Raw genomic sequence first — 26,517 nt, forward strand, 5'->3', positions numbered from 1 at the left:
TCGCCCTAAGATTTGAGAGGAAGTAAAAATGTCGACAGCGGATCTGGCTCGTATTCCCGAAGTTTCGCCCATGGCTACGCTGCAGGACTATGCGAAGGCACGTCGCGAGAGCTGGATAGGCCACAGCATGCGTGGTTTTGAGGTCCTGACTCACGACCAGGGCTGGGAGATCATGAGCAGCAAGGAGTTCGACATCGGGGGCGGCTTCGGCGTGGTTCTCGATGCCGTTGGGCTCACTTCCGGTCGATACCGCGAGGAATGGAACAAGCAGATTGTCTGCACGGAAGGCGAACTGCGCACCCGCATGCGTCAGCCCTACATGCGCCTGCTCAAGCCGCAGCAGGTTGCCAAGCTTCAGGGCTCGGTGCGTGAAATGATCCACGGCATTCTCGACGAGATCAAGGATCCGACCGATGTCGATTTCATGGCTGAGATCGCCTGGCGGCTCCCGACCCAGCTCTATTGCGACTTGATCTCGGCGCCGCGCGAGATGGCACCGTGGATTGGCAGGGTCACGGAAGCGATCAATCCCCCGCTCCTCATGATGGACCGCGATCGCCTGGGCGAGTCGGAGGCGGCATACTGGGAAGGGCTCGACTTCATCGAAAAGCATATCGATGAGAAGCGCAAGCATCTGGGGGATGATTTCACCTCCGAGCTCATTCGCTGCGAACTCGAAGGGCTCATCAGCCACGACGAGGTCAAGACCGTGGCGATGTCCCTGCTCATTGCCAGCATGGACAACACGCTGCATCAGCTTGGCTTGACGTTCGGGACGCTTTTGGAAGACCGTTCGCGTTGGGAGCAGACGCTTGCGCGCCCGACCGCAGCCCCGCAGGCGGCTGAGGAAACCTATCGTCTGTGCCCCCGCTTCGGGGTCATCGCACGGCACGCCTCGGTCGATATCCCTGTGAACGGCTTCACCATTCCCGCCGGGAACTGGGTCTGGATCTCAACGCGCTCGGGTGGGCGGGACGAGACGAAGTTTGAAGATCCCGACACCTTCAAGCTTGGACGGCCGGCGTCGCGGGCGCTGATGTTCGGCTCGAACCACTACAGCTGCCTGGGGGCGACGCTTGCTCGTCTCGAAATCACTGAAACGATCAAGATCATCGGGGAGCGCTTCCCGAACATTCACCTCAAGGGTGACTGGGCCAAACGCGAAGGACCGCTGGTGACCGAGGTCGAACACCTCCGGGTCTCACTCGTCTGACATGCGATCCCGTTGAGAGCGGGGCCAAAGGCGGTCGCCCGCCTGATACGAAACAAGGAGCTTGAAATTGGGTGAAATCGTTGTTGTGACTCGTGAGGGCACGGAGCACAAACTGGAAGCGGAAGCCGGGCGCAGCGTGATGGAAATCATCCGCGATGCCGGTATCGATGAGCTGCTGGCGCTGTGTGGCGGCTGCTGTTCCTGCGCGACCTGCCATGTCTTCGTCGAGGAAGAGCCGGGACAGACGCTTCCCGAGATGACCACCGATGAGGATGAACTCCTTGATGGCTCTGATCACCGCAATGAGCAGTCGCGGCTTTCTTGCCAACTCATCTACAGCGACGCGATGGATGGCCTGTGCGTGAAGATCGCACCGGAAGACTGAGCTGTTCGGTCAACGACCGGTACGGAAAATGAAAGACAACCTATGCCCTATTACCACGTTTTGATCGTTGGGGCGGGCCATGCCGGTGCCCAGGTCGCGGTTGCCTTAAGGCAGCGTGGCTTCGAGGGCACGATTGCGATCGTCGGCGATGAGCCTGAACCTCCTTATGAACGTCCACCATTGTCGAAGGATTATCTTTCCGGTGACAAGAGCTTCGAGCGGATACTCATCCGCCCCGTCGAGTTCTGGTCGCAGAAGAAAATCGACCTCGTGCTTGGCGTTAAGGTCGTCCGGGTCAATCCCAAAGAGAGCACGGTTGTGTTGGATAACGGGAAAGCACTCGGTTTCGGTCGATTGATCTGGGCCACTGGAGGTACTGCCCGCAAACTGAGCTGCGCTGGCCATGATCTGGCTAACGTTCACTATATCCGGACCAGGGCAGACGTCGATCATCTCTCGCGAGCCTTGGCGGGCGCCAGTAAGGTGGTTGTTATCGGCGGCGGCTACATTGGTCTGGAAGCCGCTGCCGTTTTGCGCAAGCACGGGAAAAATGTGGTGTTGGTCGAAGCGATGGACAGGGTGCTTGCTCGGGTTGCCGGCGAGGATTTGTCGCGCTTCTACGAAAAGGAACACCGTGAACATGGTGTCGACGTCCGGCTCGGGACGCTGGTCGATGGGATCGAGGGACGTGACGGACACGTCACCGGCGTGAGGCTGGCCGACGGAGAAGTCCTTCCTGCTGATCTCGCAGTCGTGGGGATCGGCATCATTCCCGCTGTTCAGCCGCTGGTGGACGCCGGTGCGAAGGTCGGGAACGGCGTCGAGGTCGATGAATTCTGTCGCACGACATTGCCCGATATCTTCGCGATCGGTGATTGCGCGGCGCACAGCAACCGCTATGCACGCGGCGCGAGCATTCGCCTGGAATGTGTGCAGAATGCCAATGATCAGGCAGCAACCGTCGCAAAATTCATCACCGGAACCCAGGAGCATTACGATGCCGTTCCCTGGTTCTGGTCGAACCAGTATGACCTCAAACTGCAGACAGTCGGTCTCTCGACGGGATTCGACGATACCGTGATCCGCGGTGACGTTGCCGAGCGCGAATTCTCGGTCATCTATCTCCATGAAGGCAAGGTGATCGCACTGGATTGCGTCAATGCCACGCGCGACTACGTCCAAGGGAAGTCCCTTATCGGCAAGAATATTGCAGGGCATGCGGCCGCCCTTGCCGATCGCACTGTACCCCTCAAGGATCTTGCGAAAGCGATTTGACCTCAGCCCCCTGCGCCTCGCCGGCGACGGGCGCGGGGCGTGTCACCGCCCCGTCGCTCGCGAGGCATATCCATGAGCACAATTGTTTTTTTGCCGGGCCTGTTGTGCGACGATGAACTCTGGACAGAGGCTTCGTCCCAGCTTGCACAGTTGCTCGGACCATGCCGGATCGAGATCCTGTCACTAGGTAACGGGGCGACAATCCCCGATATGGCGGACGCGATCGCATCCCGCTTTGCCGAGCAGGCGGTTGTCGTGGGGCATTCGCTCGGGGCGCTGGTCGCGCTTGAACTCGCGCTGCGCTATCCTGACCGCGTGGCCGCACTTGGCCTGGTCTGCATGGGGATCAGGTCGGTCGGAGCAGGGGAAGCTGAAGCCCGCCGACAGGTGGTGCGCGAGGCACTGGGCTCCGGAATCGGCGCCATCGCCGGGCAGTGGGGCGATGTGGTGTTGGGTCGCGATGCCGAGCCTGGGACCCGGGCGCGTGCGCTCGCAATGGCGGGCAGAATACCCGCCGAGCTCTATGCAGCCCAGATCGAGGCGTTCCTGTCGCGCATGCCCATCGAGGAACGGTTGCGCGCGATTGAGGTGCCAGCCGTCCTCGTGAACGGCGGGCGTGACGCGCTTGCTCCGCCCCAGGATGGTCAGTGGGCTGCCGATCGCATCGCCCGCTCGACAATGACAAGCGTGCCATGTGCCGCCCACCTCTTACCTCTCGAACAACCAGGTGCCTTGGCCCGGCTTCTTGCGAGCTTTATCCAGGCCCATTCTGACTACGCATGAGAGGGCGCGCTGGCGCCCGACTGGAACTCCACTTCGAATTCTCAACGTTTGATTCAGAATCATCGTGAATCGCCCTAATTGTCCGAGAAATTAGGGTTGGTGCGGGTATCATCGTTGATCTGAACTCACAAATAACGACCAGAATTGAGTTGTCCGATTTCGGTTGGGGAACGATGAGATCGACCTGTGATCAGGATGGTCGGTAGCCGGGTGAGCGTGCCTAGGGCTGCGCCGCAGACGGTTGGCTGCTCATTCCAGCCGGAGAGGAACCATAAACGATGAAGATCCTCGTGCCCGTGAAGCGGGTGATCGACTATAATGTGAAGCCTCGGGTCAAGTCGGATGGCAGTGGCGTCGATCTTGCCAACGTCAAGATGAGCATCAATCCATTCGATGAAATTGCCGTCGAAGAGGCTATCCGCATCAAGGAGGCCGGGAAGGCGACGGAGATCGTGGTTGTCTCAATCGGACCGGCCAAAGCCCAGGACGTGCTCCGCAGCGCTCTGGCAATGGGAGCCGATCGCGCGATCCTGGTTGAAACCGACGCCGATCTGGAGCCGCTCGCGGTCGCGAAGATTCTCAAGGCGATTGCTCTGGAAGTTGCGCCGGATCTTGTGATCCTGGGCAAGCAGGCGATCGATGACGACTCCAACCAAACCGGGCAGATGCTGGCAGCGTTACTCGCTCGCCCCCAAGGGACCTTCGCAAGCAAGGTGGACATCGATGGCGGACACGTCGTCGTGACGCGCGAAGTCGATGGCGGGCTTGAGACGATCCGTCTCACGCTTCCGGCTATCGTGACGACAGACCTGCGTCTGAACGAGCCGCGCTATGCTTCATTGCCCAACATCATGAAGGCCAAGAAGAAGCCTTTGGAAGTTCGAGCTCTGGCGGACTGCGGGGTCGATGCAACGCCGCGCCTCAAGGTGCTGCGCGTTACTGAACCGCCGGTTCGTGCCGGTGGCGTGAAGGTTGCTGATGTCGATGCGCTGGTTGCGATACTGAAAGAAGTGGGAGTCGCCTGATGAAGACGCTGGTCTGGGTTGAGCATGAAAATTCGCTCGTCAAGGATGCGACCCGTTCGACGGTGACCGCCGCGGCGAAGCTCGGCGAGGTCGATCTGTTGGTGGCTGGCGAGGGGGTAGGAAGCGTGGCGGAGATGGCCGCCCTGATTGCCGGTGTCGGCAAGGTCCATATCGCTGAAAGTCCAGCCTACGGGCATGCGCTGGCAGAGAATGTTGCGCCCGTGATCGTTGAACTGATGGCAGGTTACGATGCCTTTCTCGCCCCAGCGACCACCACCGGAAAAAACATCTCGCCACGGGTGGCAGCATTGCTCGACGTCGCACAGATTTCCGAGATACTGTCCGTTGAGGGCGAACGGACCTTCACTCGCCCAATTTATGCCGGCAACGCCATCGCAACTGTTGAGTCGAGCGACGCCAAGCTGGTGATCACCGTTCGTGCAACGGCCTTCGAAAAGGCTGAGATCGGGAGCGCGGGCGCCGCGGTCGCCTCCTTTGCGGGGCCTGGTGATGTCGGGCTCTCGGTCTTTGTCGGGGCGGAGATCGCCAAGTCTGACCGCCCTGAGCTGACGAGTGCCAAGATCATCGTTTCTGGCGGGCGGGCTCTCAAGGATGCGTCGACCTTCGCTGCCACGATCCTGCCGCTTGCCGACAAGCTCGGCGCTGCGGTCGGGGCATCGCGCGCCGCCGTCGACGCTGGATATGTGCCCAACGATTATCAGGTCGGCCAGACGGGTAAGATCGTGGCTCCCGACGTCTATATCGCGATCGGCATTTCCGGGGCGATTCAGCATCTGGCGGGCATGAAGGATTCCGGGATCATCGTTGCCATCAACAAGGATGAGGATGCCCCGATCTTCCAGGTCGCCAATTTCGGACTTGTCGCGGACCTTTTTACCGCCGTTCCGGAACTCACAGCCAAGCTTTGAGCTGACCTCGTGCCGCGGAGAGCCTAAGTGCCCAGCATCATTGATCGCGACGAGATGGTTTATGACGTCGTCATCGTTGGAGGGGGGCCGGCCGGTCTTGCCGCCTCCATCCGGCTCAAGCAGCTCGATCCAGATATCTCGGTCTGCCTGCTGGAAAAGGGCTCGGAGATCGGGGCTCATATTCTCTCGGGTGCGGTCATCGACCCGAGGGCGCTCGACGAACTTCTCCCCGATTGGAGAGAAAGCGATTGCCCGCTTATCGCAGTGCCCGTCGCGGAGAATCTGCATTGGTATCTGACGGCGAAGGCCAGCTACACTCTGCCTCACGCACTCATGCCGCCGCTGATGTCGAATGATGGCAATTTCACCTGCTCGCTGGGGAGCTTGTGCCGATGGCTCGCCGAAAAGGCAGAAGCTCTCGGCGTGGAGATTTTCGCGGGCTTTCCTGCTGCGGAGGTTCTTTACGATGCCGCTGGCGCTGTGATCGGTGTGCAGACCGGTGACATGGGGGTAGATCATAACGGGCTGCCAAAAGCGGATTTCCAACCCGGCATGAACCTTAAGGCCGACTATACGCTATTTTGCGAAGGAGCGAGGGGGCACCTCACCAAGCGCGTGAAAGCGCGATTTGATCTGGAGGCCGAATGCCAGCCTCAGGTCTATGGACTGGGGATCAAGGAGCTCTGGGACATAGACCCTGCCAGGCACATGAAGGGACGCGTGATCCATACGCAGGGCTGGCCGCTTAATGAGAGTGGCACGTGGGGAGGGGGCTTCCTCTACCATCAGGCCAACAATCAGGTCGCGCTCGGCCTGGTAACAGCTCTCGATTACGCCAATCCCTACGTCTATCCGTTCGAGGAATTCCAGCGCTGGAAGCAGCACCCGGCCATTCGCGCGGTGCTGGAGGGCGGCAGGCGGGTCGCTTACGGCGCCCGCGTGATCAACGAAGGCGGATGGCAGTCCGTGCCGCAGCTTTCCTTTCCTGGTGGCGTCCTCGCGGGCTGCTCGGCGGGCTTTGTCAACGTTCCCCGCATCAAGGGCACCCATACCGCGATGAAGAGCGGAATGCTGGCCGCTGAGGCGGTGCTGCGGGCAATTCGCAGCGGTCGCAAGCAGGATCGGCTTGTCGAGTATGACCGCTCGGTGCGTTCGAGCTGGATTTCACTGGAACTCCAACTGGTGCAGAACGCGCAGCCCTTGGTTACCAAGTGGAACGACAAACTCGGCACCTGCCTTGCCGGCGCGGACATGTGGCTGCGCACGTTGTTCGGCTTTGGATTGTCGCGTCCGATGCAACATCGGTCGGATGCCTCGCGCCTCGAGCGAGGAAAGAAACATCGACCGATCGCCTATCCCAGGCCGGACGGAGCGATCAGCTTCGACAGGCTGACCAGCGTCTCCTACTCCTTCACCAATCATGAGGAAGACCAGCCGGTTCACCTCCGATTGCGGGATTGCAAGGTTCCCATTGATCTCAATCTGGCAGTCTATGCCGGGCCTGAGGAGCGCTATTGTCCTGCCGGCGTCTACGAATTTGTCGGTCAGGGCGAGGGTGCTGTGGGGCTCCAGATCAACGCGCAAAACTGTCTCCACTGCAAGACCTGCGACATCAAGGATCCTTCGCAGAATATCGAATGGGTCTGCCCTGAGGGTGGGGGCGGACCGAATTATCCGAATATGTAGGGTTGCTGAGGTCTGTAAGGTCGCCTGCGGGCGATAGCTAGTGGATTTACGATCTCAACCGGCGACAGCCGGATGTGAATGCAATCAATTGAAAATAATGATGTTGTGCATCCTTTCATGTGACTCAAACTCAATCAAATCGAATTTTTCGCTAGGCTCGATTTCGCCAGAGTGGCGCTAAGAAGGTCTGGTTCTGACAAGAAAATGGTCCGCACGCATGATCAAGGCGTGCCGGAACCATATGCAATATAATGGGAGGGAATCATGAAGCTGAAGGCGTCAATCTATTCATCGGTCGCATTGGTGGGAATTGCTTTCTCGGGCGCGGCGCAGGCCCAGCAGGCCCCTGATGGCAACGCCGGTGCTCCGGCTGTGCATCAGCCCGTCAATGAGCAGGAAATCATCGTGACGGCCCGCAAGCGTAGCGAGCGTCTCCAGGACGTTCCCGCGGCGATCACCGCGGTGAGCTCGGAGCAGATCGCACGCTACAGCTCGAACAGCATCAATCAGATTTCCACGCAGGTCCCCCAGCTGCAGGTCGGACAGGTGAGCGGACCCGGCGGTGGGTCGATCAATCTGCGCGGTATCGGCTCGCCCGGCACCTCTCCCAGCGTTGACCAGGCCGTGTCGATCAACATCGATGGCATCCAGGTCAGCCAGGGCAATGCAATTTCGATGGGCATCTACGACCTTGATCGCGTCGAAGTGCTCAAGGGGCCGCAGGCGCTTTTCTACGGCAAGAACAGCCTGGGCGGCATCATTTCGCTGGTATCGGCTGATCCGGGGCGGAAGCTGGAATGGAAGCTCCGTGGGAGCTATGACTTCGAGGCCCATCGCCAGCAATACGAGGGCATGGTCTCGGTTCCCATCAACCAGAACCTGGGGGTGCGCATCGACGGCGCTTTCGGCGCCCAGGACGGCTACTTCTACAACACTCTGGCCAATGTCCCGGGCAATGTCGGAACCCAGACGTCGCGCGGCCCGAACGGCACGGATTACTTCTTCCGCGGCACGCTCAAATATCAGAGCGATGACAATCGCTTCGGTGCCAAGCTGAAAGTGGCCGTGGCGAACAAGAATCTCGACACGTCCTTGGCGTCCAACAGCCAGGTGTACTACTGCCCGCTGGGCGTGCCGCAGCTTCAGTTGTACGCCGGCAACACGTCCGGGGTGAACGATTGTTCGCTCAATCGAAACGCCCCGGCTCCGCGCATCTCCGCTGCCGTGGCCGCGAGTGACCCGTACTATTTCCGCAACGGCGACCCCTTCTTTGAGCAGCGCCAGTTCCTCTCGTCGCTGCAGCTCGACTTCAAGCCGGCCGACAAAGTGTCCCTGACCTCGGTCACGGGATACTACCATTACAAGGAGCGCTGGGACTGGAACGTGTCGGAAGGAGAGGTCGAAAGCCTTGATACCGCCGCGCGCGTCGAAGACGAACAGATTACCCAGGAAGTCCGCGCGACCACCTCTTTCGAATTTCCGTTCAACGTCGTGACTGGCGCTTACTACCAGAATTCCAAGAAGCACTTCGACGCTCCTTTGGTCGAAACAGGGTTTCTCACCGGCAACACCGGGCCGTTGGTCCTGACTGACGACCGCTTCCGCCAGTCAACCACAGCCTACTCCTTCTTCGCCCAGGGCGTTCTTACGCTTTCGCGGCAGCTGGAAATGACCGGCGGCGGTCGCCTCTCCTATGAGGACAAGTCGCTCCAGGCCCTGCGCTATCCGAGCCTCCTGTCGGGCTTCTCGCCGACGCCGGTTGCGATTGCTCTCAATCCGTCCAAGGTGCATTTCCAGAATTTCTCGCCTGAAGCGACGATCCGTTATCGACCGAACCGCGACATCACGATCTACGGCGCCTACCGCCAAGGCTTCACCTCGGGCGGTTTCAACACCGCGCCGGCTACGGCCGGCGGCGACCTGACCTATCGACAGGCGACGGCTGAAGGCTTCGAAGCTGGTATCAAGGGTTCGCTCTTTGACCATCAGCTGACCTTCGATACCTCGATCTACACATATAAATACAACGATTTGCAGCTCAACGCCTTCGATCCCGTTTCGGTCTCGGTGACGGTTCGCAATGCCGCCAGCGCTCGCACCAAGGGCGCGGAAATGGCCCTTGCGTTTTCACCGCATGGTGTTCCCGGGCTGACTCTGAAAGCCAACGTGGCCTATAACCACGCGCGCTATCTGAGCTATCTGGATGCCGCCTGCTACGCGGGACAGTCGATTGCACAGGGCTGCAACCGCAACCTGGTGGCGAGGACCAACCCGCTGACAGGTGCGTCGCTTGGATCGAGCTACTCCTCGCAAGACCTCTCGGGGGCGCCGCTGGAGCGCGCACCGGATTGGACGATGAGCCATGGCTTCTCCTATGAGACGAGTCTGGGACGGACCAAGAAACTGATGTTCGGCGGGGATGCGAGCTACACCAGCAGCTTCATGCCGGATTCGACCCACAACCCGCATGCCTGGCAGACGGCGGTATGGCGCCTGAATGCATTCGCGACCGTTTCGTCTCAGAACGATGGGTGGCAGCTGTCGCTCATCGGGCGCAATCTGGCGAACAAGCTGCGCATGCAGACCTCCTACGAATATCCGCTGACCGGTGCCTCCTATCCTGGCTACGCAACGCCGGGCCTCGGCGCTGATTTGGCGGGGGCACCGACTGAGCCCCGCTCCATCACGCTCCAGCTGACTGTGAAGAGCACCATTATGCAGTAAGCGGGAGTGATCTTCCCTCTCATCTGCTCGCCGGGGGGCGTCGTGCGGATGGGAGGGAAGTGAACCGCAGCAGGCGATAGGTCGGAAGCGTTCGGTGGACCGGTGCGGGGAAACGAGAGGCGCGAAGATTTCTAATCTGTCCGATCTGAAGGCCGGACTGCAAGGGCCGGGGCGGATCACTCGTATCGCGGTCATTCGCGCTGGTCGTGGTTGATACCGCTATGTTGCCGGGTTGCATGAGGGTGGGGCACAGCTGGAGGCCAACACATCGAGCGCCAGAGGATTTGCACGCCACCAGCCGCTGCCCGGTTGAACGGCGGCCAGCGCTTTCGCTCTTCGACGTCGAATCTTGCCTGAGAAGCTGTCGGCAGCCCTTGACGGGGATCGTGGCGCTTGCCGGGATCGCTTGAAGGGGCTCTTCAAAGGAGCAAAACACGTGAAAGACCTGAGAGACAAGGTTGCGGTGGTCACCGGTGCCTCTTCCGGGATCGGTCTTGGCATCGCGAAACGCCTTGCGTTGCGCGGCTGCAGGGTCGTGGCCGTCGGACGCAATCCGCAATCGCTTGCTGAGGCAGCCAGAGCAACCGGTGGGCTGGCCATGTCCGCGGATGTCACCAAACCCGGGGCCATGAAGGCTGTGGCCGAGGAAACTCTGGCTGAATTCGGACGTGTCGACATTCTCGTCAACAACGCAGGAGCGGGGCCGGTGGCCTGCCTTGCCGACATGCAGAAAAGCGATTGGGAGTGGCTGGTCGATCTCAATCTCTGGAGCGTCATCCAGGGCATTGAGGCCTTTCTGCCCATTTTTCAAGCCAACGCTCAGGGCGGTCACATCGTCAATACCTCGTCAGTGGCAGGCATGTTCAGCGCGCCCACGATCGGAGCCTATGCTGCTACGAAATATGCTGTCGTAGCAATTTCGGAGACTTTGCGGGCGGAAATGGAGGTCGCCGGCGGGAAGGTGGGTGTCAGCGTCTTTCTGCCTGGACCGGTCAGGTCGAACATTCATCTCGGTTCCCGCAATCGCCCGACCGGGCAGGGGGGCGGCGCATTACGGGATATTCGACCCGAAGATGCTGCAGGTTTCGAGGGAGTGGTCATTCCCTGGATGGAAGCCGACGATGCCGGCGAGATTCTTGTCGAAGGGATCCTCGGCAACCGCCTCTACATCTGGACCCATCCTGAGGGCACAGCCCCTGTCTCCGACCGCATAAGGGCTATTGAACAGTCCATTGCCGAGAGTGCGGTCGCCATTGCCCATCTCCGCGAGATCGCTGCGGTCCGGTGAAGCTCAGGTGAGCAATCATGAAAGGTCGAGCATGAATGACACCCTGAACATGGAAACATTGCGCGGTAGGGTGGCGGTCGTCACCGGAGCGGCTACGGGCATGGGGCGGGGGATCGCCGAGGTTCTCCGAGATGCCGGCATGCGGGTTGTGATTGCTGATATTGAGGAGGAAAGGCTCAGGGCAACAGCAGCGGAGATCGGTGTAGATCACTACCGACTGGATGTGTCGATTGGCGCGGAGGTCGAACGCTTCGCTGCAAACGTCTTCGATAAATACGGCTCGATCGATGTCCTCTGCAACAATGCCGGGGTCGGCCCGATCGGTTCGATTGGCGGCTTGAGCCTTGAAGACTGGAAATGGGTTTTGGACGTCAACCTTTGGGGCGTCATCCATGGTGTTCATGCATTCCTGCCCTTTATGAAACGCAGCGGCCGCGCCTCGAGCATCGTGAACACAGCTTCGATGTCAGGCCTTCTGCCCGGGCCGCAATTTGGCCCCTACACAGTGTCGAAATACGGAGTTGTCGGGATCACAGAGGTGCTCGCGCTCGAACTTGCCATGGAGCGAAGCCCGATCAGGGCTAGTGTGCTGCTGCCTGGCCCTACGCAGACAGCGATCGCCACGAGCCTGCGCAATCGGCCTGATGAACGCCAGAGCGGTTTGGCAAACCTCGATCTGGCAGAAAGCGATATTTTTCCGGGCGGAATTCCTTGGAAAACGCCTCGCCAGATAGGCGAGGTCGTGCTCAACGGTGTATTGACGGGGGAACTTTATCTCTTCACCCATCCTCAGCTCTCGCAGCCGATTTTTGATCGCTTCGACGCAATTCGCGAGGCAAACGATCGCGCCACTGCATTTCTGGCGTCGCTCGTAAAGCATGGAAATTAATCCGCTGCCTTCCGTTTGGCGGGTTGATCGATTTGGTGGTCTGGGCGTGCATGCAGAGCGGCAGGTATGAAGGCGAGCCAGGATATGGCAGCCGCTGGTTACCCGCCGCCAGAACCCATGGGTATCCTGCTCATCGGGCGCCTCTTTCCCGCCCGACGAGGAGGATACTTTCAATGCTCTTCGCTCACCTCGGCCAGAGCGACAACGATCGAAGATCCCAATCACCCATTGCCCTGCTGGTAGGTCGTAAAAGAAGTGAACGATTATGTGGGTTCTAGGGCGATACTTGGCTCTGTGTTTTAAGGAGATCCGCCGGGATGTGGATCGAGTTGAAGCTGTCAGGTGGCAGAGTAGGCGTTACTTGAAGCTCGCCGATCGCCAGGCCGACGGTAAGTGGTTCGGACATCTCGTTGTTGAGAATCAAAACCAGGCTTCCATCACGATTGCGAAACGCCATTTGATTTTCGTAGCCGACGAAGCTCGAAGTTGGAATGTAGTGCGCCCCAGGCTTCACAAACGAGGAAAGGTGGCGCAGTAGACAGAAGTCAGGGCTCAGCCTGAACGATCCTCTGGCTTTGTCTACGTGCCTGACTCGAAAGATCACCAAACATAGCAATACCTTGCAGTTCTGCGGGTGAGCATGCGGATGGAAGCGATCGTTGCCCATGCGGTGGAGGAGGCAATGGTGGTTTCCCAATCCTTGGCGAGACGGCGGCATCGACCGAGCCATGCGAAGGTGCGCTCGACTACCCAGCGGCGCGGCAGAACCTGAAAACCCTTGGCCTTGTCGGACCGCCTGATGATCTCGATCGTCCACTGCCCCGATCCGGCGATGGCATCGCGCAGCTTGTCGCCTGCATAGCCGCCGTCGGCGAAAATATGGCGCAGCCAGGGGAAGCGCCGCCGCACGGCTTTGAGGACATCGACGGCGCCGTCGCGGTCCTGAACATCGGCGGTGTGCACGAGGATGAAGATGAGGAAACCGCAGGTGTCGGTCAGGATGTGACGCTTGCGGCCCTTGATCTTCTTGCCCGCGTCATAGCCGCAAGGGCCGCCACTTTCCGTGGTTTTTACAGACTGGCTGTCGATCACACCGGCGCTTGGGGAAGCCTCGTGCCCTTCGATCTCGCGCAGGTTCATGACTAGCACCGTGTTCATCGCCTCGAGCAAGCCTGCGTTGCGCCAGGCGTAGAAGTAGCGTTGGACCGTAGAAACCGGCGGGAAGCATTTGGGCAGAAGCCGCCACGCGCAACCGCTCGCCGCAATGTAGAGCAAGGCGTTCAGGACTTCGCGCATGTTTGTTGTCCGGCGTCGACCTCCCCGCTTGGCCGCAGGGATGAACGGCGCTGCCAAAGCCCACTCCCGGTCGGTCATATCGCTGGAGTAACGCAATCCTTTTCGGCTATGCTCCTGCCGGGCAATACCAGTCCATGCCATCGTTCACTCCATCTCTCGCAGGACGGCGTGAATCACAACATGCTGGTATTGCTCAACAACTTTCGGGGCGGGCTCTACGACAATCAAGGAATTTTGCGGCCATCCCCAGCCTGAGCTTCCACCATCGGTCAGAGCCAGGTTCCAGTAGTCCCAGACCCGGGCACCAGCGGCAAAATAGCGCATCATAGTTGTCCAGCCATAGCGAGCATAGTGCCAGTCATTGGTCCCCACACCACATTCTTGCTCGCTTCCCCAGATTGGTAGTTCCGGCCAGCGTCGCTTAATGTCCTCCAGGGCTCCCTTTCCTGCCCATTGCACACCAACGCCTTTGATCCAGCGCGCCGCGTTCGGTGAAGCCATTGTGGGCTCAAGAAGGTGAGCATCCCCACGTTCGAGTGTGCCAAACAGCACATCAACGCCGCGCTTGCTCATTTCCGCTCCAAGATAGGGAATGAAGCGCGCCAGACCTTCAGCTGACCAGCAGCAACTGGGAAAGGGCTGAGCCGAATTGAATTCATTTTGAGGCATAACCGTGCCGATTTTGATTCCTTCGCCGGCATATGCATCAACGTATCGGCCAAAATATCGAGCATATGCAGAGAAATAGCGGTGTGAAGAAATTGATAGATTTTTTTTGGGATTTTTTGGAACACATGGCGCTTGTCTAGTGTCCAGAGTTGACCCTATTAGGTATGGGTTTCTCGCTCTCAGTCCGCTTCTTGGTCAAGCGCAGGCCTTTGGTCAGAACGAGCGATCTCGGGTGCATCTAATCGGTAGGGGCCAATTGTCCGTATCATGGTATTTCGGCGACCAGCTGCTCCAGCCATTCCTCATCGACCGGGCCCAACATCACAAGCACCCGAAAGTAGACTGCACCGGCCAGTTGCGCGAAGCGCATTTCGAAATCGAGGGCATCGCTAATTTCCCCTCGCTTCACCGCACGCGTGAAAATTGGCAGGACCTCATCCCAACGGCTTGCCCAATGACCATTGAGGGCAGTGGATTTTGATAATTCCCCAGACTGCGACACGCTCGCCATCAATGAGGCTCTGCCGAGGGGGCTGGTGATAAACCGGGCAATGGTGTCGAGGATTTCTCGCAGATCGCCGCAGAGAGAACCGGTATCCGGAATGGGTATCTGGTCGGCTGCAGTGGCCCGGATCGCAGAAGCGACCAGCGTCGCCGGATCAGACCACCGACGATACAAGGTGGCGCGACCAACCGATGCCCGTTCAGCGACGGTTTGAAAGGTAACCGCGGCGAACCCTCCTTCTACCAACAGTTGGGAAGTCGCCTCGAAAACCCTGCGTTGGACCTCGGCCGTGCGTCCGCCGGGACGGAATGGGGATTGGGATTTGGTCATAATGTCGATTGCCGCATCATTTCCTTCGCGTCTCACGCAGTCGGGTTAGATGCTGCTGAAGTGCTTTGCGCCCTATCGACCAGCCACGACAACAAGAGGCCGGGCAATAGGAAACCTGAGGTTACGAGGATTCCATGAAGGATATGCGTTGCAGGCTCGGGGAGTGTTGCGACATGCTTCATGGGGGAAAGCCACGGGGACAGGTTGAAGAACGCCACCGTCATCACCACCAGAGGCCAGGTCAACGACACCCGGCGGGCAGCAAAATTGCGCCGAGCGATCACGAGCAGCAGCACATCAAAAAGCCCCTCTGCCACCCACGACCACGTGCCCCATTTTCCCCATAGGCCATACCCAATGTGTTCACTCGAATGCGGGAAAAGCGCCAGATCGAAATTATGCATCGGCCAGTCGAGGAGAAAATGCGAGAAGGATGCCAGGCCCGCCAGGACAGCGGTCATGCGGTTGCGCCAGAATAGCGCACCCCAGGCTGCAGACCAAAATGCCGCCATCAACAGCGAGTGGTCCCAATCGATGAACGTCAGGTCGAAGAAAAGATACGGGCCTGACTTGAGATCCGGTGTGACGAGGTTCGCGCCAAGGACGATGAATAGACCGTCCAATATGTCCAGCCACCCCACGCCGAGCAGAATGGGCCAGCATTTTACCTTCGGCGCATAGGACTTGATGAGCAGTCCCGCGGCCAAATGACCCGTGTACATAGCTTCGCTCCTCACATGGCGAGCTGATCTCCTGGGCATCTCGCACTAACGATACATATGTCTCGATAGGTCTCTTTGAGTCAAGAGTGGGCGGCGCCTGTGGCTGACAGCCGCGAATGTGGTCGGGGCCTACCTTCGTCAGGCGTAGTTGGTCAGGGCGTTCCAGACTGGCCGCTTGGCTGTCAGCCCTCATGCAACAAGGACGCGTTTCCTGGCGGCTTTGGTCAAGGCGATCCGCTTGACCGGTTGGTCGAGGTTTTCCCGTCGCCTGAACATGATTCTGCGGATCGCCCTCAAAATTCCGAGTCGCATGGTCATTTTTTTGAACGCAATATCCTGATTCTGGGGATGCAGCGCGCAGCCGATCCATGCTTCCTTTGAGCTCTCTCAGTGAGGAGCGAAGCTATGACCAGCAGCGATCGACCCTTTCTCAACACACGCCAGGCGAGCTTCTATCTCAGCCTCTCAGTGAGCTCTCTCGAGCGAATGCGGAAGCTGGACGAGGGGCCGATCTATCGGAGGCACGGCTGCGTGATCGTCTATCACATCGACGATCTCAACAGCTGGTCCGACGAGAACAGCAGCGCGCGGATGAATGCCCATGGATCGGTGTGAACCCACGACCCGACGGTGGCCGTGCAGTGATATCGGGCGGCGTTGCGCGGCAGGAGCGGTATTCGTGGGATTGCTCGCCGCTTCGCTCATCCTGACGATTGCGTTGCCCGCCCGACCTCGCCTGGTCTGGAACGAGACAGCAAGCGCTCCCATTGGCCTCTATTCGGTGAGGGCGGTCGTCTCGATCTCGAAGGGAGAGATGGTGCTGGCCGATATGCCGGCGCCCTGGCGCGTTCTGGCCGACCAGCGTCACTATATCCCGATCGACGTTCCGCTGATTAAACGGGTCGCCGCTGCGGCAGGAGACAAGGTCTGCGCGTTTGACGATCGTATCACGATCAATGACGCGAGAGCAGCGAAGCGTCACAGGAAGGACCGGCGCGGCAGGTTGCTCCCCTGGTGGAACGGTTGCCGGACCGTGATGAGCGGGGATGCCTTTCTGCTCATGGACAATCCCGACTCCTTTGACGGACGATATTTCGGCATCACCCCCGGCTCCATGGTTCTGGGCAAGGCAGGCCTGCTATGGGCGCGCTGAAGACCGCCATGCTGGCGCTGGCGCTGGCGCTTGGCGGCACGGCGAGCTCCGCTCGGGCGGATGACGTGACACGCTGGCGCCCGCTGATCGCGGAGGCGTCCACGCGTTTTGGACTGCCGGAGGCCTGGATCGAGCAGGTCATCGCGGCCGAGAGCGCCGGACAATTGATATGGAGGGGTAAACCGATCACCAGCGCGGCGGGAGCCATGGGGTTGATGCAACTCATGCCGGCTACATGGGTGACCATGCGCCGTCAGCTTGGGTTGGGATCCGATCCCCATAATCCCAGAGACAACATTCTGGCAGGTTCCTGCTATCTGCGGCTTATGTACGATCGCTTCGGCTATCCTGGGCTCTTCGCCGCTTACAATGCCGGGCCGGGTCGATATACCTCCTATCTCGCCGGCCTGCGGCCTCTGCCAGCGGAAACCCGCAACTATGTTTTTCAGACGGCCGGGCATCGCGCGGGGCGGCCGGGAGCGCGGTCCACGCAAGTCGCCTTTCGCTCTGACCCGACTTACGCCGCTCCATCCCCGCCACACGGGGACAAGCCATCGATCTTCTTTCCACTGTCTGGGGCGCGGCCTGACGGAATGCGTTCCCCCTGATTGTCTGGCCTTGACCAGTCCGGCCTACGGCAAGGGCAGCGGGCAGCATTTCACCACGATGCCTGCTAGGGGTGCCTCATGAACGAACCCTCTCTCGACTCGAACGCCTCCGATTACGCGCGTCTGCTGACCGAGCTCAAGGAGCGCATCCGGGCAGCACGCCTGCGCGCGGCGGTCACGGTCAATCGAGAGCTCGTGCTGCTCTACTGGTCGCTGGGGCGCGATATTCTGGCCCGACAGGAAGAGCAGGGCTGGGGGGCCAGAATCGTCGAGCGGCTTGCCACCGACCTGCGCCGCGATTTCCCGGAGATGACCGGGCTGTCCGCGCGAAACCTCAAATATATGCGTGCCTTCGCCGAGGCCTTCCCCGACCACGAAATGGTGCAACAGCTTGTTGCCCAATTGCCCTGGGGCCATGTTATCAAGCTGATCGAGGCGGTGAAAATCCCCGAGCAGCGCCTCTGGTATGCGCGTCAGGTCGTCGAGAACGGCTGGAGCCGCAACGTGCTTGCCCACCAGATCGAAAGCAACCTGTTCGGGCGGCAGGGAAAGGCCCTCACCAATTTCTCCCGGACGCTTCCGGCGCCGCAATCGGATCTGGCGCAGGAGATCATCAAGGATCCCTACAGTTTCGATTTCCTGGGGCTGGGCGCCGAGATTACCGAGCGCGAGCTGGAGAAAGGGCTGCTCGAACACCTGCGGCTGCTGATCCTCGAACTGGGCAAGGGTTTCGCCTTCGTCGGGAGCCAGTACCATCTCGAGGTGGGCGGTCAGGACTATTATCTCGACCTGCTTTTCTATCACCTGCAGCTGCGGTGCTTCGTCGTCGTCGAGCTCAAGATCGAGGATTTCAAACCGGAATTTGCCGGGAAAATGAACTTCTATCTCTCGGCGGTCGATAGCCAGCTTCGTCACAAGGACGATGCCCCGACGATCGGGATCATCCTGTGCAAGGGCCGGAACGAGGTCATCGTGGAATATGCTTTGCGCGATTCCACAAAACCCATGGGCGTGGCGCAATACCATCTCTCGGCGACGCTGCCCGAGTCTTTCCAGGCGACCTTGCCCACCGCTGCGGAGCTCGCACGCGACTTCTCCTATATTGAACATGCGGTGCTCTGGATGGACATCGAGCATGAGCTTCGCCTGATCCTCGGCTTCGGCCCCCGGGAGCCAATGATCATGGGGCGGGCCCTCAACGCTCTTCGTGCAGCAGGACATCAACCAGCGCATTTCAGCGCATTTGTTGACACGATGGGCGTGTTGAACAGGTCAACTCAAGGCTTTGCGACAGATGTTGCGCAAGCTGAGAGGGCAAGGGTGGCCGCAACGCAATTCCTTGCGGAATTGCAGGAAATCAACAGGCGGCGGAACGATTGATACAAGCTGCCCGAATGATCGCTTTCTAGGCTGTCAGGATCGATTGGGAGGCCAGCCGCGTTGAGGTCGCCCAGATCGTGTCGCTCCGTTCGCCGTGTTGGTCAGTGTCAGCCAGGGTGATGCCTCCGTAAATCCGGTAGCGCCAGATCGTGAGGGAAGGGGTGTCCACGCCCTGAACGCCTTCATAGAGGAAGAGCCCGGCGCCGATCGAGCACGACACCCGCTGCGCGCCGTGCATGGCGAGCATTGCCTCAAGATGGGGCTGAACCCAGCGCGCCAGGCTGCCCGCACCGACGTGATGGTCGGCCGGGATCACGTGACCGAAATGATGAGCGGTCAGTCCGCGAGTGACCATCGCGAAAAGCTCGTGCAACTTCTCCCCCTTGAACGGAACGGTAGAGGTACGCTGGGTCACACCCTTCTCCGTCACCCAGGTATGCTGGCGCCCTTCGGATAATTCGCGCTGCAATCGGCGGTTGGCATCAAGCCGGCGCGGAACCTGCTCGGTGAGCATGGACGGGGAGGCGGGGTGCCGACCGCCGAATGGAAGCACGGCGGCGAGATAGTGCTCAAGCTCCGATTTCGTCCCATTGCATGGTTTGCAGGCAGGGACTTTGGGCAGATTGTCGCGGTGTTCGACCGGCAGGAACTCGCGCGCGAAAACGTGGTCGGCGGTTTCCGAGATGCCGACGACCGCGCAGTAGACGCAGGTCTTGCCCTTGAAGCGCTTGCTCATGGTCTCTCAAGCCCAGCCTTTTGGAAAATCAGTCTCGCTGAAAGATCCTGTTGGTCAATCTGCTTCACCTCTTGTCGAAGTTGGCAGGATCGGTCTAGCCCGTTGTTATGGCTCAAACGGCATCCGAACCGATCGCACTGATCTTTGCCGAACCCGGTGACATGGGCTTCGGCAAGGCTTTGATCGACGCCGTCCGGAAGCAGCGGCCCGACCTCGACCTCGCCTTGACGGAGAGCCTGCCCCGAAAACTGTTCGGAAGCCTGGCTCAGGCAGTCCCTGTCGTCATCCTGACTGGTGATGATCGCAGAACGGATCGGCAGGAGCGGGCGGTGGCGAGGGTTCTGGCCGAAGACGGTGACAACGGGCGTCTGCTGGTGATCCGGAGGGGGCAGAGCAGCGCTCCCGGTTTCGATTTCGGCCCTGCCGAGATGAACTTCGCCGACTGGGACGGCGACCCGCAGGACGACAGGATCCAGTTTCTCATCCGCCAGATTGTCCTGGCCTCCGATATCCTGCCCGTCAGCCCCTATCCCCAAGCGCAGGGCGAGCCGGTCACCTTCGAGATGCTGCACTCGATCGATCTCCTGCCGCTGAGCGGCAGGACGCGCAGCCTGTTGATGAGGCAACATATCCACTATGTCGGCGACCTGGTGCAGCATACCGAGGTGGAACTGCTTCGGATCCACCAGTTTGGTCGCAGTTCGCTATATGAGGTCAGGGCTTCACTCGGGTTTCATGACCTTCACCTCGGCATGGTGCTCAAGGGCTGGCCGCCCGAAGACATCGACGGCGAGCGTGAAAGGATAGAACAGGCGGCGCGGCGCGCGGAAGTGCTGCAGCAGAGCGCGGGCGGCGCGACCTTCACCGTCGATGGTGACAGGCTGGCGATGGAAAGCATCGCCATCGATGACGATCGCGCGGCCGCCCTGTCACCGATGACCGCACAGATGCAGGGCGTGATCCTCGAAAAGGCCCGCTCGTTCGGCGCGATCTGTGTCCGTCTCGACAATCAGCCCGGCTGGGCGGGCATCGCGCGATCGGCGCAGCGACTAGCCGAACTGCTCGACCGGTCCGCCGAGCAGCTGCCCGATGTTCTGGGCTATCTCTACCCGGCGGCAATCGAGCTGGGCTCCTTCATCGAGCTGGACGACCGCCTGCAGAACGACACGGGATCCAACGCGACCCGGCTTGACCCGGACATGCGGCGTCCCCTGTCCGATCTGGTGCGCAACCTCGCACCCTGGTTGAGGACGTTCCCCAGCATCCGGCAGCTCGACGATGACGCCAGCCGCTTCCTTCTGCGTGCCGCCGAAATTCAACCCAGCGTGGCGGTGGTGCAGGGGGCGGGACGGGCCGATCTGATTTCGCGCGACGATATGGAGGTGTTCCGGCAATTGCACGAAAGCGCGCAGCGCGGGCAATTTCAGGGCGAGAAAGCCGCCGGGCGTGCCGACCGCTCCGCCAAGAATCTGGTCATCAAGAGCGCGGCCCTTATTGGCACTGTAGCGAGCGGGCTATGGCTCGGGGCGATCGGTTCCAATCTGGCCAATGAATCGCCTCTTGCAAAGAAAATTGCTCATTTCCTGGCACTGACGGAAGTCGAGATCGAGACGCTGATCGCCGACATGCCCGAGGACATCCGGCATGCGGTGGCGGAGGTCACGCGTTCCCTCAATCGCTGAACAGAAAGTCATGGGCAGGCAGCGGTGCCGCGTCGGCTTGGAGCCCTCTCCGTATTGCGCCCCCGCCCAAACGACGTCAGAAGCAGCATGTCGAAGGGTTTCGCCGGGGGCGTTGCGTCGCCTGCCTTTGTCATGGATCCTGCCCCTTGCAATTGATCGATCATGCCGATGATCCCGTTTGCTAGTGTCTGGAGCACATAGAGAAATTCTTCAATCCCAAGGTGTCTGGCCGGGAACTTCCGGTGCGAGGAAGTTTGTGGCCCTCGCGGCGATGGCCGCGACCGCGCTCTAGGGCGCCGTGAACTACGGCGCCCCCGGGCCACGCAAAGGCGTGTCCCGGCCCTGCGGGTTGCGATCGCTGGGCCGGAAGCGTGAACGGAGGCGCGGGTGGGCACGGGCGAGGTGCGAGGCCATTCGAGCTTTCGGAGGGGGCAACTTCCTTCCTCGGCGGTGGTATTGGCGGAGAGGTCGCGACCGCTTCGCTGATGGAATCGCGCGGATGAGCCGCGCGATGGGGGATCGTTCGCCAGCCGACCCATGCGTCCCCTGCGCCGTCTCCCAGTGTCCCTGGCGTGCCATACGGATGTTCGGTGGCAACGAGTTGCGTCGGGGGGAAGCTCCGCTAGGCGAAAGCGGGCCGGCGGCGTTTGTCTGCTCTCAAGAGCAGCGCCGGCCCACTTTCACCAAGCTGCGCTAAATTCCCCCCTCCCGTGCCTGTTGCCACCAAGACAGTCCGCATGGCCCTGGGGACCCTGCGAGGACGGCTCCGGGAACGATGGATCGGATGGCTCGGTCTGCGACCGATCCCTGGCAGAAATGGAATGGGCCGCGCTCGCGCGCGGCCCATGCGTCTTTGTGTTGGCTGGGCCGCTGGTCGCGGCCCCGTAAAGATGCTCGGACTCACCAGGTCCGATGGGTTTTCTGTCAAGAAAACAATGTGATACTCTCAATTCCTGAAGTCCTGTATAAGTGTAACTGTCAGAGGGGGAGTGAAAAGCCTCTGACAGCAAGGATGAACAACAGGATGGAGTAAAGATCATGAATATCGGTGAAATGATCCGTAGCGAAAATGGCGGCGTCAATGGTTATATTGCCGAGGCCGGTTTCGATTTCGATGGTGTTTTTCTTCAGAAGGTCACGTCGGACAATCCGCGTGCGCCTCTCTTCAATCTCATGACCAAGAGCCCGCGTGGCCGCGATGTCCGCCTGGGATCGATCTGGGAGCGGGCGGCGCAGGAATCGGGTGAAACCTATTTCGGGGGTTACATCGATACCGCGCAATCCGGCTTCGTGCCTATCCGCATGTTCCGTTCGCGGCAGCGTGATAACGTCTGGAATATTGTGCGGCGCACCACGCAGCGTCGGCGCGATGGTGAGATGGTCGACCTGCCCGCCGAGGAACTGTCGCGGGAGGCTGTCGATGCCAGTCAGGATCGCGAAGGCTTCGGCCCCCGCAGGCCCGCGCGCTCTGCAAAGGCGAAGTCGGAAGGCACCGAGCTGAACTGATCCGGCTGCCTGATATTTCAGGCTGATACCTAGGGGGCGCCTTGGGGCTCCCCCACCATTTTCCCGAAGTCGCCCTTTCCCCCTCACAACTGAAAAGGAGCCTTCGCCATGGTGAAGGAAGCTGCACGCCGCAGGCGTGGGGACGCATCGTTGCGCCCGCAGGAATCGCGTACCGCCCTCTATGATGAGGTCACCGCCAGGATCATCGCCCAACTCGAAGCAGGCCGCTTTCCATGGGTTCAGCCATGGGCGGCACCGGACGCATCATCGGATGGGCTGGCACCGGGGATGCCCCGCAACGCCCTGACGTCCCGAGCCTACTCCGGGGTGAACGTCCTGTTGCTGTGGGGCGCTGTCATCGAGCACGCCTATCCCTCGCAAGGCTGGCTGACGTTCAAACAGGCAATCGAGGCAGGCGGCAGCGTCCGCAAGGGTGAGAAGGGGGTGACCGTGGTCTATGCAGACCGCTTCACTCCGGAGGCCGAGAAGCAGCGCGCCACCCAGAGCGGGGGCGAGCCACGCAGCATTCCTTTCCTGAAGCGCTTCACCGTCTTCAATGTTGCGCAGTGCGAAGGCCTGCGCAGTGGTCTGGCCCCCGAGCCCGTCCCGCTTCCAGAGCGCGAAATCGTGCCTGTGGCCGAGGATGCCGGCGAGCATGCCAACGAGCGCACGGCAGGGCAATCGATCATCGAGGGGAGGGCGGCAGCATGATCCTCCTTCCCGACAAGATCCGTGTGGCGCTGGCCGTCAATCGAGCCCGCCATCTTGCCGCCCAGCGCGATGACAAACCCGAGCCCGATCCGGTGCCCTTGCTCAAACTTTTCAATCCATGCGGCAGCGCCACATGGCTTGCGACCGAGTTGTGCAGCGACGGCGACACCCTTTTCGGGATTGCCGATCTGGGGTTCGGATGCCCCGAGCTGGGTTATTTCAGCCTTGGGGAAATCGCCGCCGTGCGCCTTCCCTTCAATCTCTCCATCGAGCGCGATCTGGATTTCGTGACCACCCATCCGCTTTCGATCTGGATGCAGACGGCCCGGTCATTGGGTTCGATCCCACAGGCGGAAATCGCGCTCCACATCATCGGCGGCTGATCGCTGTCGATAGTCGCCCCGGCGGCAAAGAGCTTGCCGTGTCCTGATTGGAAGCAGGCGCGGCCAGACGCAGGCGGGCGTTCCCCGCCAATTCCGAAAACCGGCCCGCCGATCTTGGAGGGTCAGACGGGCCGGTACTCGCTTGGAGTAAGTACCATGAAACTCGACTTTATCGACCTTGGCAAGCTCTCCGTCAGCAAGGCCAACATGCGTTATGCCAAGAAAGCCCCCGACGTTTCCGATATCCTGCCGACCATGCGGCGGCACGGTGTCATCGTACCTGTGCTGGTTCGCCAGAACGGCTCGCCCGAGACGTTCGAAATCGTCGCCGGTGCTCGCCGTTTCCATGCTGCGAACCTGATTGCCGATGAACGCCGGGGCGCCGGGCAGGAGGCTGACCTCATGCCTTGCGCTATTCTCGAAAGCGGAGAAAATGCCGACGCCATCGAGGCTTCGCTGATCGAGAACACTGCCCGCGTCGATCCAGACGAGGTCAGTCGTTGGGAATGCTTTACCCGTCTGGTGCGTGAAGGGCGCGACGTGGATGATCTGTCCACCACTTTCGGACTTCCCGAGCTGGCGGTACGGCGCGCCCTTGCGTTGGGCAATCTGCTGCCCCGTATCCGCGAGGCCTATCGCCGCAAGGAACTCGATGCGACGAGCATTCGCCACCTGACCATGGCGAGCAAGGCGCAGCAGAAAGCATGGCTGGCCCTTTTCGATGATCCGGAAGGCTGGTGCCCGACCGGCTACCAGTTGAAGCAATGGCTTTTCGGGGGGCAATCTATCCCGGTCGCCCATGCCCTCTTTGACACGACGAACATTGGCGGCATCGTGGCCGACCTCTTCGGCGAGGAAAGCTATTTCTCGAACGCAGATGCCTTCTGGACAGCGCAGAATGCAGCCATTGATGAGCGGCGCGCTGCCTATATCGAAGAAGGTTGGGCCGATGTCGTGATCGTCCCGCCCGCCGAGCACTTTCATAATTGGGAGCATACCAAAGCGGCCAAGCGTAAAGGTGGGCGCGTTTATATCGACGTGCGCGCTAACGGCGAAGTCGTCTTCCATGAAGGCTATGTCACAGCCAAGGAAGGGCGTCGGATCGATGCCGGTGAGACCATCAGTTCAGCCCCGAAAACCATGCGCGCGGAAATTACAGGGCCACTCAATTGCTATGTCGATTTGCATCGTCACGCTGCTTTGCGCGCGGCGCTGATCGATCATGCCGGGCTCACTTTGCGACTTATGGTTGCCCATGCCATCGCCGGTTCCTCGCTCTGGACCGTCACCATCGAGAAGCAGAGCACCCGCAACGATGCGATTGCCGAGAGCGTCGAGAACAGCCGGGGAGAGGCCGATTTCGATGCCGCGCGCCGTAAGGTTCTGGCCCTTCTGGCTTTCGAGCCTGACGAACCGAGCGTGACAGGCGCGGGGAATGGAATGGGCAGCGCTCTGGCCGTCACTTTCCGGCGTCTCATGGCGCTGGGCGACGATGATGTGCTTTCCATCATTGCTGTGGTAATGGGGGAAACGCTGGCTTCGGGCAGCGCGATCATCGAAGTCGTCGGGCAGCATATCGGCTTGGATATGGCCCCCTACTGGCAGGCCGATGATGCATTCTTCGACCTGTCGCGCGACCGCGAGGTGCTTCTTTCCATGGCGCGCGAAGTCGCCGGGGATACCGTTGCCGATGCCAATGCAGGCGAAAAGACCAAGGTCTTGAAGGGCATCATCCGGAATCATCTTGATGGTGCTGAGGGGCGGACGAAGCGCGAAGGCTGGGTGCCGCGATGGATGACATTCCCGCCAGCGTCCTACACCGAGCGCGGCGGGGTGGGCTCTGTCGAGCAGGCAGCCGGTGCAGCAAAGTCCATCGCGGCGAGCGAAGCCCCGCAAGCCGATGATGACCCGCAAGGGGATGACCATCCCGAGTCGCCGGATGATGGAGGCGTGCCGCTGGCGGCATGACGGCAGGCGGGGCTGGCCGCGCGTGTGACCGGCCCCGCCTTGCGTTCCCTTCAGAACTCTAGGCAGCGCGTTTGCTTTGGCTTCGCGCTGCCTGCTTTTCCTTATAGGAGAAATGCCATGGTTGAGCGTGCTTCGGCTTCCATAACCATCGGCGGCAACCTAGCCGCCCGGCTGCTCCCCCAGTTCACGGCCCTTGTCATGGATCAGGGGCTATCGCTTGAATGGGATGGCGATCCCTTCGTACCCGGCGACTCCATGAGCGGCGCTCCGCTCCGCCTCATGGCTCACGAAGTCGCCTTTGGGCAATTCGGGATGCTCGAAGGCTTTTGCGTCAACCATCGCCTACCCTTCGTTCGCTGGTCTGATCGCAGCATCTATAGCAGGCCGCAGCGCTGTATCTTTACCGGCTCGGGACAGCCTCGTTCCTACCGCGTGGATGAAGGGGGCTCGCTGGTGATGGATCGGCGCACCGTAATTGATCTGGGAAGCTTTGGGGCAATCATCGCATGGTTTCGACAGGGAAGCTTCATGGTTCCGTCACTTCGGATCATCGGTGATCCTAATGTGCGGGGCGGGTAAAGCAGCCTTGATTTCCCCAAGATTTTCGCGCCGCCCGATCCCCTCAGGATCGGGCGGCCATTCTATTCAACCGCAATTTGACGAAGTCGGGA

General features: G+C 60.4%; 25 protein-coding genes and 1 pseudogene. 20 read left to right on the forward strand and 6 right to left on the reverse strand.

Annotated features, from left to right (window positions below):
- Positions 1–28 precede the first annotated feature (28 nt).
- The 10 genes from SR3_RS08845 to SR3_RS08890 all read left to right on the forward strand — a co-directional run bounded on the left by SR3_RS08845 (position 29) and on the right by SR3_RS08890 (position 12,197).
- On the forward strand, positions 29–1,213 hold the full coding sequence (locus SR3_RS08845) for a cytochrome P450 (RefSeq protein WP_068083984.1): 1,185 nt from the start codon (positions 29–31) through the stop codon (positions 1,211–1,213).
- A gap of 67 nt (positions 1,214–1,280) precedes the next feature.
- Complete coding sequence (locus tag SR3_RS08850) at positions 1,281–1,598, forward strand: 2Fe-2S iron-sulfur cluster-binding protein (protein WP_068083987.1); 318 nt, start codon at positions 1,281–1,283, stop codon at positions 1,596–1,598.
- Between the two features lie 42 nt (positions 1,599–1,640).
- Complete coding sequence (locus tag SR3_RS08855) at positions 1,641–2,873, forward strand: NAD(P)/FAD-dependent oxidoreductase (RefSeq protein ID WP_068083990.1); 1,233 nt, start codon at positions 1,641–1,643, stop codon at positions 2,871–2,873.
- Positions 2,874–2,945: 72 nt separating this feature from the next.
- On the forward strand, positions 2,946–3,656 hold the full coding sequence (locus tag SR3_RS08860; RefSeq protein ID WP_084455247.1) for an alpha/beta fold hydrolase: 711 nt from the start codon (positions 2,946–2,948) through the stop codon (positions 3,654–3,656).
- A gap of 278 nt (positions 3,657–3,934) precedes the next feature.
- A complete protein-coding gene (locus SR3_RS08865) occupies positions 3,935–4,681 on the forward strand; it encodes an electron transfer flavoprotein subunit beta/FixA family protein (protein WP_068083997.1) in 747 nt (248 codons plus the stop codon).
- Positions 4,681–5,610 carry an electron transfer flavoprotein subunit alpha/FixB family protein gene (locus SR3_RS08870; RefSeq protein ID WP_068084000.1) on the forward strand — a complete coding sequence of 310 codons (930 nt, stop codon included), beginning with the start codon at positions 4,681–4,683 and terminating at the stop codon, positions 5,608–5,610. The genes SR3_RS08865 and SR3_RS08870 overlap by 1 nt, the downstream gene beginning before the upstream one ends.
- Positions 5,611–5,664: 54 nt before the next feature.
- Positions 5,665–7,296, forward strand: coding sequence for an electron transfer flavoprotein-ubiquinone oxidoreductase (locus tag SR3_RS08875; RefSeq protein WP_407668158.1), 1,632 nt, complete (start codon positions 5,665–5,667; stop codon positions 7,294–7,296).
- Between the two features lie 264 nt (positions 7,297–7,560).
- Positions 7,561–10,020, forward strand: coding sequence for a TonB-dependent receptor (locus SR3_RS08880; protein ID WP_068084003.1), 2,460 nt, complete (start codon positions 7,561–7,563; stop codon positions 10,018–10,020).
- 436 nt (positions 10,021–10,456) lie between these two features.
- Entirely contained in the window at positions 10,457–11,308 is an 852-nt protein-coding gene (locus tag SR3_RS08885; RefSeq protein WP_068084006.1) for an SDR family NAD(P)-dependent oxidoreductase, read from the forward strand.
- Positions 11,309–11,339: 31 nt separating this feature from the next.
- The gene (locus tag SR3_RS08890) at positions 11,340–12,197 is read left to right on the forward strand and encodes an SDR family NAD(P)-dependent oxidoreductase (RefSeq protein ID WP_068084009.1); all 858 of its coding nucleotides are present in this window, start codon (positions 11,340–11,342) and stop codon (positions 12,195–12,197) included.
- 274 nt (positions 12,198–12,471) lie between these two features.
- Here the strand turns inward: SR3_RS08890 and SR3_RS32770 are convergent, their stop codons facing one another.
- The 5 genes from SR3_RS32770 to SR3_RS08910 form a co-directional block, all read right to left on the reverse strand.
- Entirely contained in the window at positions 12,472–12,915 is a 444-nt protein-coding gene (locus SR3_RS32770; RefSeq protein WP_157098728.1) for a glycoside hydrolase family 30 beta sandwich domain-containing protein, read from the reverse strand.
- Positions 12,798–13,634 (reverse strand): IS5 family transposase, encoded by an 837-nt coding sequence (locus SR3_RS08895; RefSeq protein WP_068084012.1) that lies wholly within the window; start codon positions 13,632–13,634, stop codon positions 12,798–12,800. Before SR3_RS08895 ends, SR3_RS32770 begins: the two co-directional genes overlap by 118 nt.
- Before the next feature lie 3 nt (positions 13,635–13,637).
- Positions 13,638–14,345 (reverse strand): glycoside hydrolase, encoded by a 708-nt coding sequence (locus SR3_RS31205; protein WP_157098729.1) that lies wholly within the window; start codon positions 14,343–14,345, stop codon positions 13,638–13,640.
- Positions 14,346–14,427: 82 nt separating this feature from the next.
- On the reverse strand, positions 14,428–14,997 hold the full coding sequence (locus SR3_RS08905; RefSeq protein WP_068084018.1) for a TetR/AcrR family transcriptional regulator: 570 nt from the start codon (positions 14,995–14,997) through the stop codon (positions 14,428–14,430).
- Between the two features lie 32 nt (positions 14,998–15,029).
- Positions 15,030–15,719 carry a hypothetical protein gene (locus tag SR3_RS08910; RefSeq protein WP_068084020.1) on the reverse strand — a complete coding sequence of 230 codons (690 nt, stop codon included), beginning with the start codon at positions 15,717–15,719 and terminating at the stop codon, positions 15,030–15,032.
- A 405-nt stretch (positions 15,720–16,124) separates the two neighbouring features.
- On the opposite strand from SR3_RS08910, the gene SR3_RS08915 reads away from it, so the two are divergent.
- The 4 genes from SR3_RS08915 (at position 16,125) to SR3_RS08930 (ending at position 18,860) form a co-directional block, all read left to right on the forward strand.
- Positions 16,125–16,334, forward strand: coding sequence for a hypothetical protein (locus SR3_RS08915; protein ID WP_068084023.1), 210 nt, complete (start codon positions 16,125–16,127; stop codon positions 16,332–16,334).
- A gap of 64 nt (positions 16,335–16,398) precedes the next feature.
- A complete protein-coding gene (locus SR3_RS08920) occupies positions 16,399–16,872 on the forward strand; it encodes a S26 family signal peptidase (RefSeq protein ID WP_245653833.1) in 474 nt (157 codons plus the stop codon).
- Positions 16,860–17,480 carry a lytic transglycosylase domain-containing protein gene (locus SR3_RS08925; protein WP_068084029.1) on the forward strand — a complete coding sequence of 207 codons (621 nt, stop codon included), beginning with the start codon at positions 16,860–16,862 and terminating at the stop codon, positions 17,478–17,480. The genes SR3_RS08920 and SR3_RS08925 overlap by 13 nt, the downstream gene beginning before the upstream one ends.
- 78 nt (positions 17,481–17,558) lie before the next feature.
- Positions 17,559–18,860, forward strand: a complete 1,302-nt coding sequence (locus tag SR3_RS08930) for a PDDEXK nuclease domain-containing protein (protein WP_068084032.1) — start codon at positions 17,559–17,561, stop codon at positions 18,858–18,860.
- A 25-nt stretch (positions 18,861–18,885) separates the two neighbouring features.
- Here the strand turns inward: SR3_RS08930 and SR3_RS08935 are convergent, their stop codons facing one another.
- Positions 18,886–19,596 (reverse strand): hypothetical protein, encoded by a 711-nt coding sequence (locus SR3_RS08935; RefSeq protein WP_068084035.1) that lies wholly within the window; start codon positions 19,594–19,596, stop codon positions 18,886–18,888.
- A gap of 107 nt (positions 19,597–19,703) precedes the next feature.
- Here SR3_RS08935 and SR3_RS08940 point away from each other — a divergent pair, with 107 nt between their 5' ends.
- The 6 genes and pseudogenes from SR3_RS08940 (at position 19,704) to SR3_RS08965 (ending at position 26,425) form a co-directional block, all read left to right on the forward strand.
- The gene (locus tag SR3_RS08940) at positions 19,704–21,278 is read left to right on the forward strand and encodes a DNA-directed RNA polymerase subunit alpha C-terminal domain-containing protein (protein ID WP_068084038.1); all 1,575 of its coding nucleotides are present in this window, start codon (positions 19,704–19,706) and stop codon (positions 21,276–21,278) included.
- 1,038 nt (positions 21,279–22,316) lie between these two features.
- Positions 22,317–22,784, forward strand: coding sequence for a DUF736 family protein (locus SR3_RS08945; protein ID WP_068084040.1), 468 nt, complete (start codon positions 22,317–22,319; stop codon positions 22,782–22,784).
- A gap of 108 nt (positions 22,785–22,892) precedes the next feature.
- Positions 22,893–23,426: pseudogene (locus tag SR3_RS08950) on the forward strand (ArdC-like ssDNA-binding domain-containing protein); the annotation flags it as partial.
- A gap of 65 nt (positions 23,427–23,491) precedes the next feature.
- On the forward strand, positions 23,492–23,878 hold the full coding sequence (locus SR3_RS08955; protein ID WP_068084042.1) for a DUF2958 domain-containing protein: 387 nt from the start codon (positions 23,492–23,494) through the stop codon (positions 23,876–23,878).
- A gap of 156 nt (positions 23,879–24,034) precedes the next feature.
- On the forward strand, positions 24,035–25,846 hold the full coding sequence (locus SR3_RS08960) for a ParB/RepB/Spo0J family partition protein (RefSeq protein ID WP_068084044.1): 1,812 nt from the start codon (positions 24,035–24,037) through the stop codon (positions 25,844–25,846).
- Positions 25,847–25,963: 117 nt separating this feature from the next.
- On the forward strand, positions 25,964–26,425 hold the full coding sequence (locus SR3_RS08965) for a hypothetical protein (RefSeq protein ID WP_068084047.1): 462 nt from the start codon (positions 25,964–25,966) through the stop codon (positions 26,423–26,425).
- Positions 26,426–26,517 lie beyond the last annotated feature (92 nt).

This window comes from Novosphingobium rosa NBRC 15208 (assembly GCF_001598555.1).
Lineage (GTDB): Bacteria > Pseudomonadota > Alphaproteobacteria > Sphingomonadales > Sphingomonadaceae > Novosphingobium > Novosphingobium rosa.

Bases quoted from the DNA above. Each gene is read 5' to 3' on its own strand.
- SR3_RS08860 (WP_084455247.1), top strand. From the start codon at position 2,946: ATGAGCACAATTGTTTTTTTGCCGGGCCTGTTGTGCGACGATGAACTC.
- SR3_RS08940 (WP_068084038.1), top strand. From the start codon at position 19,704: ATGGCTCAAACGGCATCCGAACCGATCGCACTGATCTTTGCCGAACCC.
- SR3_RS08930 (WP_068084032.1), top strand. From the start codon at position 17,559: ATGAACGAACCCTCTCTCGACTCGAACGCCTCCGATTACGCGCGTCTG.
- SR3_RS08890 (WP_068084009.1), top strand. From the start codon at position 11,340: ATGAATGACACCCTGAACATGGAAACATTGCGCGGTAGGGTGGCGGTC.
- SR3_RS08955 (WP_068084042.1), top strand. From the start codon at position 23,492: ATGATCCTCCTTCCCGACAAGATCCGTGTGGCGCTGGCCGTCAATCGA.
- SR3_RS08925 (WP_068084029.1), top strand. From the start codon at position 16,860: ATGGGCGCGCTGAAGACCGCCATGCTGGCGCTGGCGCTGGCGCTTGGC.
- SR3_RS08855 (WP_068083990.1), top strand. From the start codon at position 1,641: ATGCCCTATTACCACGTTTTGATCGTTGGGGCGGGCCATGCCGGTGCC.
- SR3_RS08870 (WP_068084000.1), top strand. From the start codon at position 4,681: ATGAAGACGCTGGTCTGGGTTGAGCATGAAAATTCGCTCGTCAAGGAT.
- SR3_RS08965 (WP_068084047.1), top strand. From the start codon at position 25,964: ATGGTTGAGCGTGCTTCGGCTTCCATAACCATCGGCGGCAACCTAGCC.
- SR3_RS08915 (WP_068084023.1), top strand. From the start codon at position 16,125: ATGACCAGCAGCGATCGACCCTTTCTCAACACACGCCAGGCGAGCTTC.
- SR3_RS08895 (WP_068084012.1), bottom strand. From the start codon at position 13,634: ATGGCATGGACTGGTATTGCCCGGCAGGAGCATAGCCGAAAAGGATTG.
- SR3_RS08905 (WP_068084018.1), bottom strand. From the start codon at position 14,997: ATGACCAAATCCCAATCCCCATTCCGTCCCGGCGGACGCACGGCCGAG.
- SR3_RS08910 (WP_068084020.1), bottom strand. From the start codon at position 15,719: ATGTACACGGGTCATTTGGCCGCGGGACTGCTCATCAAGTCCTATGCG.
- SR3_RS08845 (WP_068083984.1), top strand. From the start codon at position 29: ATGTCGACAGCGGATCTGGCTCGTATTCCCGAAGTTTCGCCCATGGCT.
- SR3_RS08880 (WP_068084003.1), top strand. From the start codon at position 7,561: ATGAAGCTGAAGGCGTCAATCTATTCATCGGTCGCATTGGTGGGAATT.
- SR3_RS08960 (WP_068084044.1), top strand. From the start codon at position 24,035: ATGAAACTCGACTTTATCGACCTTGGCAAGCTCTCCGTCAGCAAGGCC.
- SR3_RS08865 (WP_068083997.1), top strand. From the start codon at position 3,935: ATGAAGATCCTCGTGCCCGTGAAGCGGGTGATCGACTATAATGTGAAG.
- SR3_RS08935 (WP_068084035.1), bottom strand. From the start codon at position 19,596: ATGAGCAAGCGCTTCAAGGGCAAGACCTGCGTCTACTGCGCGGTCGTC.
- SR3_RS32770 (WP_157098728.1), bottom strand. From the start codon at position 12,915: ATGCCGCCGTCTCGCCAAGGATTGGGAAACCACCATTGCCTCCTCCAC.
- SR3_RS08945 (WP_068084040.1), top strand. From the start codon at position 22,317: ATGAATATCGGTGAAATGATCCGTAGCGAAAATGGCGGCGTCAATGGT.
- SR3_RS08875 (WP_407668158.1), top strand. From the start codon at position 5,665: ATGGTTTATGACGTCGTCATCGTTGGAGGGGGGCCGGCCGGTCTTGCC.